Annotated in this window: 15 protein-coding genes; all 15 read right to left on the reverse strand. The window is 63.0% G+C overall.

Translation table 11 applies throughout. The features are described 5' to 3' along the window. Nucleotides 1–802: 802 nt before the first annotated feature. Nucleotides 803–1,945, reverse strand: a complete 1,143-nt coding sequence (gene flhB, locus J3A98_RS16340) for a flagellar biosynthesis protein FlhB (RefSeq protein WP_209967362.1) — start codon at nucleotides 1,943–1,945, stop codon at nucleotides 803–805. A gap of 2 nt (nucleotides 1,946–1,947) precedes the next feature. Next, nucleotides 1,948–2,724: a flagellar biosynthetic protein FliR gene (gene fliR, locus J3A98_RS16345; protein WP_209967365.1), complete on the reverse strand. Its 777-nt coding sequence runs from the start codon at nucleotides 2,722–2,724 to the stop codon at nucleotides 1,948–1,950. A gap of 7 nt (nucleotides 2,725–2,731) precedes the next feature. Further along, nucleotides 2,732–3,001 carry a flagellar biosynthesis protein FliQ gene (gene fliQ / locus J3A98_RS16350; RefSeq protein WP_103462211.1) on the reverse strand — a complete coding sequence of 90 codons (270 nt, stop codon included), beginning with the start codon at nucleotides 2,999–3,001 and terminating at the stop codon, nucleotides 2,732–2,734. A 21-nt stretch (nucleotides 3,002–3,022) separates the two neighbouring features. After that, nucleotides 3,023–3,778, reverse strand: coding sequence for a flagellar type III secretion system pore protein FliP (fliP, locus tag J3A98_RS16355; protein ID WP_003254415.1), 756 nt, complete (start codon nucleotides 3,776–3,778; stop codon nucleotides 3,023–3,025). Then, a complete protein-coding gene (gene fliO / locus J3A98_RS16360; RefSeq protein ID WP_176685430.1) occupies nucleotides 3,778–4,212 on the reverse strand; it encodes a flagellar biosynthetic protein FliO in 435 nt (144 codons plus the stop codon). The genes fliP and fliO overlap by 1 nt, the downstream gene beginning before the upstream one ends. Nucleotides 4,213–4,224: 12 nt before the next feature. Then, on the reverse strand, nucleotides 4,225–4,692 hold the full coding sequence (gene fliN / locus J3A98_RS16365) for a flagellar motor switch protein FliN (protein WP_029615633.1): 468 nt from the start codon (nucleotides 4,690–4,692) through the stop codon (nucleotides 4,225–4,227). Between the two features lie 47 nt (nucleotides 4,693–4,739). Then, entirely contained in the window at nucleotides 4,740–5,708 is a 969-nt protein-coding gene (fliM, locus tag J3A98_RS16370) for a flagellar motor switch protein FliM (RefSeq protein WP_021785186.1), read from the reverse strand. Nucleotides 5,709–5,717: 9 nt separating this feature from the next. Further along, the gene (gene fliL, locus J3A98_RS16375) at nucleotides 5,718–6,215 is read right to left on the reverse strand and encodes a flagellar basal body-associated protein FliL (protein WP_176685407.1); all 498 of its coding nucleotides are present in this window, start codon (nucleotides 6,213–6,215) and stop codon (nucleotides 5,718–5,720) included. A gap of 217 nt (nucleotides 6,216–6,432) precedes the next feature. Continuing rightward, nucleotides 6,433–7,698, reverse strand: coding sequence for a flagellar hook-length control protein FliK (locus tag J3A98_RS16380; protein ID WP_209967366.1), 1,266 nt, complete (start codon nucleotides 7,696–7,698; stop codon nucleotides 6,433–6,435). A gap of 71 nt (nucleotides 7,699–7,769) precedes the next feature. Further along, nucleotides 7,770–8,117 (reverse strand): Hpt domain-containing protein, encoded by a 348-nt coding sequence (locus tag J3A98_RS16385; protein WP_004577674.1) that lies wholly within the window; start codon nucleotides 8,115–8,117, stop codon nucleotides 7,770–7,772. Nucleotides 8,118–8,165: 48 nt separating this feature from the next. Continuing rightward, nucleotides 8,166–9,857 (reverse strand): fused response regulator/phosphatase, encoded by a 1,692-nt coding sequence (locus tag J3A98_RS16390; RefSeq protein ID WP_209967368.1) that lies wholly within the window; start codon nucleotides 9,855–9,857, stop codon nucleotides 8,166–8,168. Nucleotides 9,858–9,865: 8 nt separating this feature from the next. Continuing rightward, a complete protein-coding gene (locus J3A98_RS16395) occupies nucleotides 9,866–10,171 on the reverse strand; it encodes an STAS domain-containing protein (RefSeq protein ID WP_176685404.1) in 306 nt (101 codons plus the stop codon). A 309-nt stretch (nucleotides 10,172–10,480) separates the two neighbouring features. Continuing rightward, nucleotides 10,481–10,933, reverse strand: a complete 453-nt coding sequence (gene fliJ / locus J3A98_RS16400; RefSeq protein WP_103462206.1) for a flagellar export protein FliJ — start codon at nucleotides 10,931–10,933, stop codon at nucleotides 10,481–10,483. 6 nt (nucleotides 10,934–10,939) lie between these two features. After that, the gene (fliI, locus tag J3A98_RS16405; RefSeq protein ID WP_103462205.1) at nucleotides 10,940–12,295 is read right to left on the reverse strand and encodes a flagellar protein export ATPase FliI; all 1,356 of its coding nucleotides are present in this window, start codon (nucleotides 12,293–12,295) and stop codon (nucleotides 10,940–10,942) included. Beyond that, complete coding sequence (gene fliH / locus J3A98_RS16410; protein ID WP_176685403.1) at nucleotides 12,285–13,079, reverse strand: flagellar assembly protein FliH; 795 nt, start codon at nucleotides 13,077–13,079, stop codon at nucleotides 12,285–12,287. The genes fliI and fliH overlap by 11 nt, the downstream gene beginning before the upstream one ends. Nucleotides 13,080–13,126: the final 47 nt, after the last annotated feature.

The following is a 13,126-nucleotide window of genomic DNA, read 5'->3' on the forward strand; positions in this document are numbered from 1 at the left end:
CCCAACCACCGACCTGCGCCCACCACCGTGGTAGGAGCGGGTTTACCCGCGAATACGGTGGCGGCGGCAACGGTGAACGGCGGGTGGAAATTGGCAAGCAGGACCGGCCCTTTCGCGGGTGAACCCGCTCCTACGACGCCTGTGCCCAACCACCGACCTGTGTCCACCACCGTGGTAGGAGCGGGTTTACCCGCGAATACGGTAGCGGCGGCGACGGTGAACGGTGGGTGGAAATTGGCCAGCAGGGCCGGCCTCTTCGCGGGTAAACCCGCTCCTACGACGGCCTGTGCCCAACCACCGACCTGCGCCCACCACCGTGGTAGGAGCGGGTTTACCCGCGAATACGGTGGCGGCGGCAACGGTGAACGGCGGGTGGAAATTGACCAGCAGGACCGGCCCTTTCGCGGGTGAACCCGCTCCTACGACGGCTTATGCCCAACCACCGACCTGCGCCCACCACCGTGGTAGGAGCGGGTTTACCCGCGAATACGGTGGCGGCGGCAACGGTGAACGGCGGGTGGAAATTGGCCAGCAGGACCGGCCCTTTCGCGGGTGAACCCGCTCCTACGACGGCCTGCGCCCAACCACCGACCTGCGCCCACCACCGTGGTAGGAGCGGGTTTACCCGCGAATACGGTAGCGGCAGCAACGGTGAACGGCGGGTGGAAATTGGCCAGCAGGACCGGCCCTTTCGCGGGTAAACCCGCTCCTACACGACGGCCTGTGCCCAACCACCGACATGTGTCCACCACCGTGTAGGAACAGGCCCGCCCGCGAAATGGCCTGAAGCCGTGACACAAGGTCAACTGTCACGCCGCAAATCCGGCGGGATCGGCAGGTCGTCTTTCAGCGGCTCCGGCCGCTTGCCCTTGCCAGCCCGGTACTGCCGGATCTGGAACACATACGCCAACACCTGGGCCACCGCCAGGTACAAGCCCGCGGGGATTTCCTGCTCGAGTTCGGTGGAGTAATAAATCGCCCGCGCCAGCGCCGGCGATTCGAGGATCTGGATGTTGTGCTCTACGCCAATTTCACGAATTTTCAACGCCATGAAATCGCTACCCTTGGCCAGCAGCAACGGCGCCGCACCGCCCTTCTCCGGGTCGTACTGCAACGCCACCGCATAATGCGTCGGGTTGGTGATGATCACGTCGGCATCCGGCACCGCCGCCATCATGCGCCGCTGCGACACCTCGCGCTGCAGCTGGCGAATACGCTGCTTGACTTCGGGCTTGCCCTCGCTGTCCTTGTACTCGTCGCGCACTTCCTGCTTGGTCATCTTCATTTTCTTGTGCGTCTGGTACAGCTGGAACGGCACATCTGCTGCGGCAATCAGCAACAGCCCGGCTGACATCCACAAGGCACTCCAGCCCACCACCTGCAAGCTGTGGATGATCGCCTGCTCCAGCGGCTCATTGGCAATCGACAGCAAGGCCTGGCGGTCGCTGGACAGCACCAGCACCGCCACCACCAGAATCACGAAGAACTTGGCCAGCGCCTTGAGCAGTTCAGTCAAGGCATTCATCGAGAACATGCGCTTGATCCCCGACAGCGGGTTCATGCGGCTGAATTTTGGCTGCAGCAAGCTGCCCGAGAACAGGAAACCGCTGAGCGCGATGGGCGCCACGAAGGAAATCACGAACAGCAGGATCAGCACCGGCTGCACCGCCCAGATGGCCATCTTGCCCGAGGCCAGCAGGAAGGCGCCCATGGCCCGCTCATCGACGATGATGTCGCGGGTCAAACTGAAGTTCATGCGCATCAACGCCAGCAACGTCTCGGCCACGTGGCCACCGAACGCCAGCAGGCCACCGGCGCCCGCCAGGGTCACCGCCACCGTGTTCAGCTCCTTGGAGCGGGCGACCTCGCCCTTCTCGCGGGCGTCGCGCTTGCGCTTTTCGGTGGGTTCTTCTGTCTTGTCCTGCCCGCTCTCGCTTTCTGCCATGCTCAGCGCGCCCTCGCCAGTTCACGCAGCCATTGCAGCGTTTCGCTGGCCAATGCCTGATAGTGGGACAGGACATCGGCCAGGCCGACCCAGAAGATGAACATGCCCATGACCAAGGTCAGCGGGAAGCCGATAGAAAAAATGTTCAGCTGCGGCGCAGCGCGGGTCATTACGCCAAAGGCGATGTTCACCACCAGCAGCGCAGCGATCACCGGCAGAATCAACAGCAGGCCGGCACCGAACACCCAGCCCATGCGCCCGGCCAGCTCCCAGAAGTGGTTGACCACCAGCGCACTCCCCACCGGCAGGGTGGTAAAACTTTCGGTCAGCACCTCGAACACCACCAGGTGGCCGTTCATCAACAGGAACAGCACACTCACCAGCATGGTCATGAACTGGCTGATTACCGTGACGTTGACACCATTGGCGGGGTCGACCATCGAGGCGAACGCCATGCCCATCTGTACCGCGACGATTTGCCCGGCCACCACGAAAGCCTGAAACAGCAACTGCAAGGCCAGGCCAAACAGCACGCCGACGATGATCTGCTCGGCACACAGCAGCATACCGCGCAGGCTCAACGGGTCGAACTCGGGCAGTGGCGGCAATGCCGGCACGATCACCACGGTCACCGCCACCGCGACGTACAGGCGAATCCGCGCCGGCAACATGCGGGTACCGAAGATCGGCATGGTCATCAGCACCGCAGTCACCCTGAACAACGGCAGGATGAAGGTGGCGACCCAGGTGCCAATCTGCGTGTCGGTCAGCTCCAGCATCGCCGCGTCAACCAATGAGCTGCGGGATGTTGGTGTAAAGGGTGGTGAAGTACTCCATGAACTTCTGCACCAGCCACGGCCCGGCGACGATCAGTGTGATCAGCATCACCAGCAGGCGCGGCAAAAAGCTCAAGGTCTGTTCGTTGATCTGCGTGGCAGCCTGGAACATCGCCACCACCAGGCCCACCAACAGGCTCGGCACCACCAGCACGGCGACCATGAGGGTGGTCAGCCACAGGGCATCACGAAACAGGTCGACAGCGACTTCAGGTGTCATCGGCGGCTCTCCTTGACGGCGTCAGACGCCGCCGAAACTGCTGGCCAGGGTACCCATGATCAACGCCCAGCCATCGACCAGCACGAACAGCATGATCTTGAACGGTAGCGAGATGATCAGCGGCGAAAGCATCATCATACCCATGGCCATCAGCACACTGGCCACGACCATGTCGATGATCAGGAACGGGATGAAGATCATGAAACCGATCTGGAACGCCGTCTTCAGCTCGGAAGTAACAAACGCTGGCACCAGGATCGTCAGCGGCACCTGGTCGGGGCCAGCGATGTCGGTACGCTTGGACAGGCGCATGAACAGGTCAAGGTCGCTTTGCCGGGTTTGCGCCAGCATGAAGTCCTTGAGCGGCCCCTGAGCCTTGTCGATCGCCTGCTGGGCAGTCATCTGCTCCTTCAGGTACGGTTGCAGCGCGTCCTGGTTCACCCGATCGAACACCGGCGCCATGATGAACATGGTCAGGAACAGCGCCATGCCGGTCAACAGCTGGTTGGACGGTGTCTGCTGCAGGCCCAGGGCCTGACGCAGGATCGAGAACACGATGATGATGCGGGTAAAGCTGGTCATCAGGATGACGAACGCCGGAATGAAGCTCAGCGCGGTCATGATCAGCAGGATTTGCAGACTGACCGAATATTCCTGCTGCCCGTCCGGGGTGTTGGACAGGGTAATGGCCGGTATCGACAGCGGGTCGGCGGCCAGAGCCAGCGGCGCAGCCAACAGCAGCGCCAGAGTCAACAACGTACGCAGCGCGCCGCTCATCACTTGTTGTCCTTAGGGTCCTTGCCCATCAGCTCCATCAGCCGCTGGGCAAACTCCGGCGTCGCCTGACGGACACTTGCCGGCACTTCCACGGGTTCGGCCAGTACGTGCAGGGCCTCGATACTGCCGGGGGTATGGCCGATCAGGATCTGCTCCTTGCCTACCTGCACCAGCAGCAGGCGGTCACGCGGGCCGATGGCACGACTGCCGACGATCTCGATCACCTGCCCACCCTTCACTGCGGTGCTCTGCAGGCGCCGCAGCAGCCAGGCCAGGAAGAAGATCAGGCCCACCACCAGTAGCAGGCCCAAGACCATCTGCGCCAGCTGCCCGCCGAGACTGCCAGGTTGAGCCGCCGGGGTGGCTGCTGGCGTGGCCGCGGCCAGGCAGGCGTGGCTGGCGAACAGCGCCGCGACTGCGGCGATGGCGCGCATCGTGCCCTTCACTCAGCGCAGCTTCTTGATACGTTCGCTGGGGCTGATCACGTCGGTCAGGCGGATGCCGAACTTTTCGTTGACCACGACCACTTCGCCATGGGCGATCAGCGTGCCGTTGACCAGCACGTCCAGCGGCTCGCCGGCCAGGCGGTCGAGCTCGATCACCGAGCCCTGGTTGAGCTGCAGCAGGTTGCGGATGTTGATCTCGGTGCTGCCCACCTCCATGGAAATGTTCACCGGAATGTCCAGGATCACGTCCAGATTCGGGCCTTCGAGGCTGACATTTTCGTTCGGCTTCGGCGAGCTGGCGAATTCTTCCATCGGCAGGCGGCCCGGGCCGCTGCTGCTGCCGGTATCCCCGCCCAGCAGCGCATCGATGTCGGCCTGGCCGGCTGAACCGGTTTCCTCCAACGCTGCGGCCCACTCATCGGCCAGTGCCTGGTCCTCTGGGGAGGTGATCTCGTTTTCGTTAGCCATGATTTCCTCGACAGGCATTCAATTCGTTGTAAGCGACCGGCACACCGTCAGCGGCGTTCGATCGGGTCGATGATCTGCAGGGCCAGGTTGCCCTTGTGCGAGCCCAGCCGCGCCTTGAACGCGGGCACCCCGTTAGCGCGCAGCACCAGGTGCTCAGGCAGCTCGACCGGAATCACGTCACCCGGCTGCATGTGCAAGATGTCGCGCAACTTCAGTTGGCGCCGGGCGACCGTGGCGCTCATCGGCACGGCCACGTCCAGCACGTCCTCGCGCAGGGCCTTGACCCAGCGCTCGTCCTGGTCGTCCAGATCCGACTGGAAACCGGCATCGAGCATTTCCCGCACCGGCTCGATCATCGAGTACGGCATGGTCACATGCAGATCGCCACCACCGCCGTCCAGTTCGATGTGGAAGGTGGACACCACCACCGCCTCGCTGGGGCCGACGATGTTGGCCATGGCCGGGTTGACCTCGGAGTTCATGTACTCGAAGGTGACCGGCATGATCGCCTGCCAGGCTTCCTTGAGGTCGACGAAACACTGGTCCAGCACCATGCGCACCACGCGCAGTTCGGTCGGGGTGAACTCGCGCCCCTCGATCTTGGCGTGGCGGCCATCGCCGCCAAAGAAGTTGTCCACCAGCTTGAACACCAGCTTGGCGTCGAGGATGAACAGCGAGGTGCCGCGTAGCGGCTTGATCTTGACCAGGTTGAGGCTGGTGGGTACGTACAGCGAGTGCACGTATTCACCGAACTTCATTACCTGCACACCACCCACGGCCACATCTGCGGAGCGGCGTAGCAGGTTGAACATGCTGATACGGGTGTAGCGGGCGAAGCGTTCGTTGATCATTTCCAGGGTCGGCATGCGACCCCGTACGATCCGATCCTGGCTGGTCAGGTCGTAGCTTTTGATGCTGCCAGGCTCGGATGCGCTCTCGGTCTGCACCAGACCGTCGTCGACGCCGTGCAACAGGGCATCAATTTCATCCTGGGACAGCAGGTCCTGTACGGCCATTGCGGACTCCTACTGCAATACGAAATTGGTGAACAGCAACTGGTCAACGACCGGCTTGCCGACTTCCTTCTGCGCCACTTCCTGGACCACCGCAGTGGCCTTCTGGCGCAACATCTCCTGCCCTACCGGGCTGCTGGCCAGGGCGTCGAACCCTTGCCCGGAGAACATCATCACCAGGTTGTTGCGGATAACCGGCATGTGCACCTTGAGCGCATCCAGGTCGGCCTGGTTACGCGCCTGCAGGGTGATGCTCAGTTGCATGTAGCGCTGACGGCCGTTCTGGTTGAAGTTGACCACGAAAGCCGGGGTCAGCGCTTCGTAGATCGCCGCTGGCTTGACGTTGCTGGCCGCAGCCTCGGTGGCCGGAGCCGGCTCGCTCTTGTGCATGATGAACCAGGTAGCGCCCACCGAAAGGCCGATCGCCAGCAACAGGCCTACCACGGCCAACAGGATCAGCTTGAGTTTGCCTTTAGTGGCGGGGTCTTTGACTGCTTCGCTCTTCGCCATGCCAATAATCCGTCGTCCATCGGGGGTTCAAGGGAGGATGGCTTGGCTTGAGCAAGTGTTATGCCAGATTTTGCAGTGGATGGATTCCAGCAGGTTTGCGGTGCTGGCTTCTTCGCGGGCACGCCCGCTCCCACAGGTACCGCACAGGGTTCGAAATCAACGAAATGCCTGTGGAAGCGGGCGTGCCCGCGAAGAAGCCAGCCCAGGCCAACAGTTATCAGGCGTAGTAATCGACCGCACTGTCGCCGATAACCACCTGCTGCTCCAAAGGCCGGGCGCTGTCGACCGCCTCGGACCCACCCTGCTCGGCCCGGCGCGCCGCCACCCCGGACAGGTTGCCGCCCTGCGCCTGCCCCTGCTGCTGTTGCTGCTCGCGCGACTGGTCAGCGACGTTGACATCCGGCTGCGCCAACCCCTGCTGGGCAAACAGTTCGCGCAAGCGGTGCACCTGGCTGTCGAGGGCATCACGTACGCCGGCGTGGCCGCTGATGAAGGTAACCTGGGTGGCCTGATCCGCCGCAACATTGACGCGAATGTCGAGGCGACCGAGTTCTGCCGGCTCCAGCTGGATATCAGCTGACTTGAGGTTCTGGCTGGACAGGTACATGACCCGGTTGACCAGGCCCTCGGCCCAAGCGTTCTGGTTCATCGGCAATGGCTGATGCAACGGGCTCGCATTGGCCGGTACGGCGTTGGCGGTCTTGGCCGTGGCCGCCTGGGTCAGGTTGGCCAGGCGGTTGGCAAAATCATCGACGCGGGTGTCGCTGCTGGCACTCTTGGTGTCCTTAAGGCCGTCTTCAAGCAAGGCGCCAAAGGCCTTGTCACCGGACTCGGCGCTTTCGCCATCGGCATTCTCGACCAGATTCGCCAAGGTATTGACGGCTGCCCGCCCTTCCTCGCCCTGAGCCTGGGCAGCATCAAGGGCATGTGCCGAGGTGCCACCTTTGGCCTGGGCACTGTGCTCCAGCGCCAAGCGCAGGGTCGGCAAGTTGGCCAGGGGGTCAGCATCCGGGTCGAAGGCCTCCTCGGCAGACGGCTCTTCAGGCAATGCCGCAGCAACCTGGCTTTGCGCCGTGGCCGCCTGAAGCACTGGCGCCACCGCCTCGGCCTGCGCCTGGATCAGTTGCGCGCCAGGCTGGGCATCGGTGACCTGACCAGCCACCAGGCTGGCGTCGCGCACACCCGCATCGGCCTGGGCCGAATCGCCTTCTGGCAACTTGTTGCCGCCATCGGCAACTGCAGCCTTGCCAGCCGGGTCTTTCTTGCCGCCCGTTGCCGCATCAGGCTTGTCCTTGGGCTTGGCCGGAGCGACCTTGTCATCCTGCCCTACAACCTTGTCGCGGCCCTGCCTGGCCATCATCTGGCCAAAGGCATTGCCCTTGTCGCCCTGCGCCTGCAGCGGCTTGTCCGCCTGCACGGTGGCCGAACGCGTGGTTTTGCCGAGGGCATTGGCTTGCAACAATGGGTTAGGTGCGACAGGCATCGAGCGGTCTCCGCGCCAGAAACAAAAAATCGTCGAGACAGAGACAGGCAAGACTCGCGCCAACTCACGTATCAACCTGCGGAAATACGCTGCTGCTCACCACGGTAAAAGTGCTGCACCACGACGAACTCCATGTCGATGCGGCTGATCAAGTCTTCAATACCGTACAACGGGGGCCGCCGCGCGCGCTCTTCGAGCTGTTGACACAGGCTGGCCAAGGCCACAGCGCCCATGTTGCTGCTGCTGCCCTTGAAACTGTGAGCCGCCGCGCCAAGCTCCTCGGCGCTTTTGGCCGCATGCAACTGCCCAAGACGCCGCTCTGAGTCATCGAGAAAAGTCTGCACCAACTGCAGGTAGCCATCTTCCATGACCTCACGCAGGTCACTGAGTACCTTGTGGTCAATATGCATGTCGGTCACTTGTTCACTCCTTGATCAAGCCAGATTATGCCCGAGCCAACCAGCGGCTCACCATACGAACTCCACATGCGCGCAACGCCCGCCCTCACTCCAGTGCGCATCACTGGCCAACTGCCTCACCAGATTCAGACCGCGACCGCTCAGCCCCTGATCCGGCGAAGGCCGCGCCAGCACTCGCTGCACGTCAAAGCCGGCACCGCTGTCGCGCACCTCGATCATCAGACGCCCACCGCCGCCATACGGTTCAACCTTGAAATCGATGCTTACAAAGCCTTCGGTCAGCGAGCCCAGGCGCCGGGCGCGCTCCTGGTAATAGTCGGTAAAGCCTTGCACATCGCGCTTGAGCTGCGAGTCCAGGCCCAGCACACCATGCTCCAGCGCATTGGAATACAACTCGCTAAGCACACTGTGCAGGTTGCCCGTACGTGCGCGCAGGCCATGAATTTCTTGCAATAACTGCACCAGGTACGGCACAGGGTTGAAGCGCTTGAGGCTTTCGCCACGCACCTCGAAGCCCAGCGACCAGTCCAACGGGCTGGAACGACCGCTGTCAGAGTAGATCATCGGTGCTGACACCCGCTCCTCGGCAGTGAACATGCGAATGTCGCACAAGCTGATGTCATCGCGTGGCTGCCCCCCAAAACGCTCCAGGGCCAGCATCAGCTCGTCGAACAACTGCACAGGGTCGCGGTTGTCGGCCAGTACCGCTCGCAGGCGCTGCACGCCAAACAGGCGTTCCTGGTCGTCGGCGGTATCGAGCACACCATCCGACAGCAGCAACAGGCGCTCGTCCGGTGCCAGCGGCAACACCTCAGTGCTGTCATCGAAGCGCTCAGCGGCCAGAATGCCCAGCGGCAGGTGCCGCGAACTCAGTACCGACAGCACCTGGCCATCCACCGACAGGCGATACCCATCGGGCATACCGCCATTCCACACCTCCACCGTGCCGCGCTGCATGCTGAGGTTGAGCAGCAGCGCACAGCAGAACATGTCTACCGGCAGGATGCGCTTGAGCTTGGCATTCATCTCGCGCAGGATCTGCGCCATGCCGTGGCCCTTGGCGGTCATGCCGTAGAACACCTCAGCCATCGGCAAGGTGCCGACCGCGGCCGGCAGGCCGTGACCGGTGAAATCGCCGAGCAGCACACGCATGTCGCCGGCCGGGGTAAATGCCGCCAGCATCAGGTCGCCATTGAACAGCGCGTAAGGCGATTGCAGGTAGCGAATGTTGGGCGCAGAAAGGCATCCAGAGTGGGCCACTTTGTCGAACACCGCCTTGGCCACCCGCTGCTCGTTAAGCAGGTGATGGTGATGCCGTGTGATCTGGTCGCGCTGCGCCAGCACGGTAGCCTGTAACCGGCGCAGACGGTCCATGGCGCGGATCTTGGCAGCGAGGATCACCGCGCTGTAGGGCTTGGCCATGAAATCATCGCCCCCCGCCTCAAGGCAACGCACCAGGCCTTCCTCTTCATTCAGCGAAGTCAGGAAAATGATCGGCACCAGCGCCTCGCCAGCCAATGCCTTGATCTGCCGCGCCGCCTCGAAGCCATCCATGACCGGCATCAGGGCGTCCAGCAGCACCAGTTGAGGGCGCCGTTCGATGAACAGCGCTACCGCTTGCTCGCCGTTCTCCGCAGTGAATACCTGATGCCCCTGGCGGCGCACGATCTGCGAAAGCAGCAGGCGATCGACAGCACTGTCTTCGGCGACCAGCACGGTCAACGCCTGTTCGGCCGGCATGTCGGCGCTCAACTGATATCGAAGAGTTTTTCGAAATTGGAGATGGCGAGAATCTTGCGCACGTCGGAGCTGGCATGCACCACCCGCACGTCCGACTCATCACCGCCCGCGTGGTCGCGCAGCAACAGCAGCATGCCAAGCGCGGAGCTGTCGAGGTAGGTGGTATCCTTCAGGTCGACGACCACCGAATCCGGCCGCCCGGGCTGGCGTTCGTACGCTTCGCGAAACTCCTGATGCTTGCCGAAATCGAAGCGCCCCTTGATCTTGATGGTCAGCTTTTTCCCGTCCTGCGAAAAATCAGTCTCGACTGCCATGCTAGCGATTCCTTCGATGATGGCGGATGCAACTGCTTTAAGGTTTAGCAGGCGAAGGTGGGGGTGGCAAGCGGATGCAGGCTCATGGCTTTGATGGCCTGTACCGGCCTCTTCGCGGGTAAACCCGCTCCTACATCAATCGGTGGTGTCGCCCCATACCGTGGTAGGAGCGGGTTCACCCGCGAATAGGCCGGACCTGCCAGCCAATATACCCGGTCATACACCGTCGCAGCCGCCACCGCATTCGCGGGCAAGACCTCTCATTTGTTTCGGGCCAATTATTCCGCTGCAAGGCCTGCGGGCGAACACCTATAGATGGTTTTGCCGCGGCAGGCGCTGCGACAGCTCATCCAGCAAGCGCTGCTCACGCTTGTCTTCAGCGCGCCGGGCCTCGTCCTGGTAGCGCTGCACCAGCTTGCGCAAACCCTCCACCCGGGCATAAGCCTGCTGCCAGGTACCACGCGCGTTATTGAGGTTGTTCTGGTGCCAGACCAGGCTCTGGCGCTGCTGGGTCATGGCCGTTTCCAGCTGCCCGAGAAAACGCTGGTAATTGACCAGCCAGCTACCATTGACCCCTTGCCCGCCACGGTTGATCCACTGCAGCTGGTAATCCTCGCGAAAGCGCTCCAGCTCGGCCAGCTTGGCCTGGGCCGTGGCCACCTGCTGCTGAAAATGACCAAGCCGCTGAGCCGCCTTGCGCTCGGCCTCTTCGGCCATGTCCACCACCGGCGCCAGGCGCGCGGCACGTCCGGGCTGCGCCACGGCTTATCAACCTGCCGGGGGCGTGAAAATCGCCCCCAGCTGTTCGCGGCTCTGCGCCATGCCCACGTTCTCGCGCAGGCCCTGGCGCAGGAACTCCACCAGCTTCGATTGCAAGGCAATGGCCAGGTCGGTCTCCGGATCACCGCCGGCCACATAGGCACCCACGCTGATCAGGTCGCGGCTTTGCGACAGACGCGACCACAGTTGCTTGAACTTCTGCGCCTGGCGCAAGTGGTCGGCATCGACCACTTGAGGCATGACCCGACTGATCGACGCTTCGATGTCGATGGCCGGGTAATGGCCTTCCTCAGCCAGCCGACGCGACAGCACAAAGTGGCCGTCTAGCACGCCCCGCGCCGAGTCGGCGATCGGGTCTTGCTGGTCGTCGCCTTCGGACAGTACGGTATAGAACGCAGTGATCGAACCACCGCCAGGTTCGCCATTGCCTGCCCGCTCGACCAGTTTTGGCAACTTGGCAAACACCGAGGGCGGGTAACCACGGGTGGCCGGCGGCTCGCCGATGGCCAGGGCAATTTCCCGCTGGGCCTGGGCGAAACGGGTCAACGAGTCCATCAGCAACAGCACATTCTTGCCTTTGTCGCGGAAGTACTCGGCAATGCGTGTGCAATACATGGCGGCACGCAGGCGCATCAGTGGCGCATCGTCGGCCGGCGAAGCCACCACCACCGAGCGCTTGAGGCCCTCTTCACCGAGGATATGCTCGATGAACTCCTTCACCTCGCGCCCCCGCTCACCGATCAGGCCGACCACGATGATTTCGGCTTCGGTGAAGCGGGTCATCATACCCAGCAACACCGATTTACCCACCCCGGTACCGGCAAACAGGCCTAGCCGCTGGCCACGGCCGACGGTAAGCAGGCCGTTGATACTGCGAATACCCACATCCAGCGGCTTGCTGATAGGGTCGCGGTTGAGCGGGTTGATCACCGGGCCGTCCATCGGCACCCAGTCCTCGGCCTTCATCCCGCCCTTGCCATCCAGCGCGCGGCCGGCGCCGTCGAGCACCCGGCCCAGCATGCTCATGCCCATGGGCAGGCGGCCACCGTCATCCAACGGCACTACCCGGGCCCCCGGAGCGATGCCGACGATGCTGCCCACCGGCATCAGAAACACCTTGGGCCCGGCAAAGCCCATGACTTCGGCCTCGACCTGCACCGGGTGATAACTGTCGTCGTTGATCACCAGGCAACGGCTGCCCACTGCAGCGCGCAGGCCTTCGGCTTCCAGGGTGAGGCCGACCATACGCAGCAAGCGGCCTTCGACGATGGGCTGGGCCGGCAGCGCAATGGCCTCAGCGTAAGTGCCCAGGCGCTTGCCGAAGCTGGTGCGCTCAAGGTGCATCTGGGCTGTCCACGGTACGCTCGACCGGCGCATCCAGGTCTGTCGACATGTCTGGCGCCGCCGGGTGCAGGGATTGGTCATGCAACTGGTCGAACAGCTGCGCCACCGCTTTTTCGATACGCGTTTCCATGGTGGCATCGATACGGCTGTGGGCCGTCTCGATGCGGCAACCACCCGGCAGCAGCGCACTGTCTTCCAGCAACCGCCAGTTCTCCTCATGGCGTTCGCGCAGGGCTTTGGCCAGCTCGAAATCCTGCGGATTGAGGTGGATGCGGATATTGTCCGCGCCCATGGGCAGCAGCTTGAGCGCTTCGCGCAGCACCTGAGTGATCTGGCTGGAATCGTTGCGCAGCTCGCGGCCGATCACCTGGCGAGTCATGTGCGCTACCAGGTGGACCAGCGACTTCTCGATTTGCTTGTCCTGCTCGGCAATCGGCTCCATCAGGTTGGCCATCAGCCGCTCGAGGCTGTCCAGCTTGGCCTTCAGGGCCTCTTCAGCCTCCTGCCGGACCTTGAGTTGGGTGCTGTGGAAGCCCTCGCGCTCACCGGTGGCGAAACCCTCGTTGTAGGCCTCCTGGCGGATGGCTTCGAGCTCTTCCAGGGTCAGTGGCTGGACTTCTTCCAGCGGCACTTCCTCGATTTCTTCCTCGATGACCTCGGGCTCCGGTTCCGGCTCGGGCGCAGGCTCCGGTTCCGGGTCGAAGCTGGGCAACGTCCACACGTCCACGCCCTCGAGGTCGCGGGCGCGGATCAGGTCGCTGGGGTGGTGTTCTTTGGTGGGCATGCTGTCATGTTCTCAAACCATGTTCGGCCGATACGGTCCCTTGCAGG

The organism is Pseudomonas sp. BP6, assembly GCF_017875935.1.
GTDB lineage: Bacteria > Pseudomonadota > Gammaproteobacteria > Pseudomonadales > Pseudomonadaceae > Aquipseudomonas > Aquipseudomonas putida_Y.

What these genes read in the sequence shown, in the direction of transcription:
- flhB (WP_209967362.1), bottom strand. Translation starts at nt 1,945, where the DNA reads ATGGCAGAAAGCGAGAGCGGGCAGGACAAGACAGAAGAACCCACCGAA.
- fliR (WP_209967365.1), bottom strand. Translation starts at nt 2,724, where the DNA reads ATGCTGGAGCTGACCGACACGCAGATTGGCACCTGGGTCGCCACCTTC.
- fliQ (WP_103462211.1), bottom strand. Translation starts at nt 3,001, where the DNA reads ATGACACCTGAAGTCGCTGTCGACCTGTTTCGTGATGCCCTGTGGCTG.
- fliP (WP_003254415.1), bottom strand. Translation starts at nt 3,778, where the DNA reads ATGAGCGGCGCGCTGCGTACGTTGTTGACTCTGGCGCTGCTGTTGGCT.
- fliO (WP_176685430.1), bottom strand. Translation starts at nt 4,212, where the DNA reads ATGCGCGCCATCGCCGCAGTCGCGGCGCTGTTCGCCAGCCACGCCTGC.
- fliN (WP_029615633.1), bottom strand. Translation starts at nt 4,692, where the DNA reads ATGGCTAACGAAAACGAGATCACCTCCCCAGAGGACCAGGCACTGGCC.
- fliM (WP_021785186.1), bottom strand. Translation starts at nt 5,708, where the DNA reads ATGGCCGTACAGGACCTGCTGTCCCAGGATGAAATTGATGCCCTGTTG.
- fliL (WP_176685407.1), bottom strand. Translation starts at nt 6,215, where the DNA reads ATGGCGAAGAGCGAAGCAGTCAAAGACCCCGCCACTAAAGGCAAACTC.
- J3A98_RS16380 (WP_209967366.1), bottom strand. Translation starts at nt 7,698, where the DNA reads ATGCCTGTCGCACCTAACCCATTGTTGCAAGCCAATGCCCTCGGCAAA.
- J3A98_RS16390 (WP_209967368.1), bottom strand. Translation starts at nt 9,857, where the DNA reads ATGCCGGCCGAACAGGCGTTGACCGTGCTGGTCGCCGAAGACAGTGCT.
- J3A98_RS16395 (WP_176685404.1), bottom strand. Translation starts at nt 10,171, where the DNA reads ATGGCAGTCGAGACTGATTTTTCGCAGGACGGGAAAAAGCTGACCATC.
- fliI (WP_103462205.1), bottom strand. Translation starts at nt 12,295, where the DNA reads ATGCACCTTGAGCGCACCAGCTTCGGCAAGCGCCTGGGCACTTACGCT.
- fliH (WP_176685403.1), bottom strand. Translation starts at nt 13,079, where the DNA reads ATGCCCACCAAAGAACACCACCCCAGCGACCTGATCCGCGCCCGCGAC.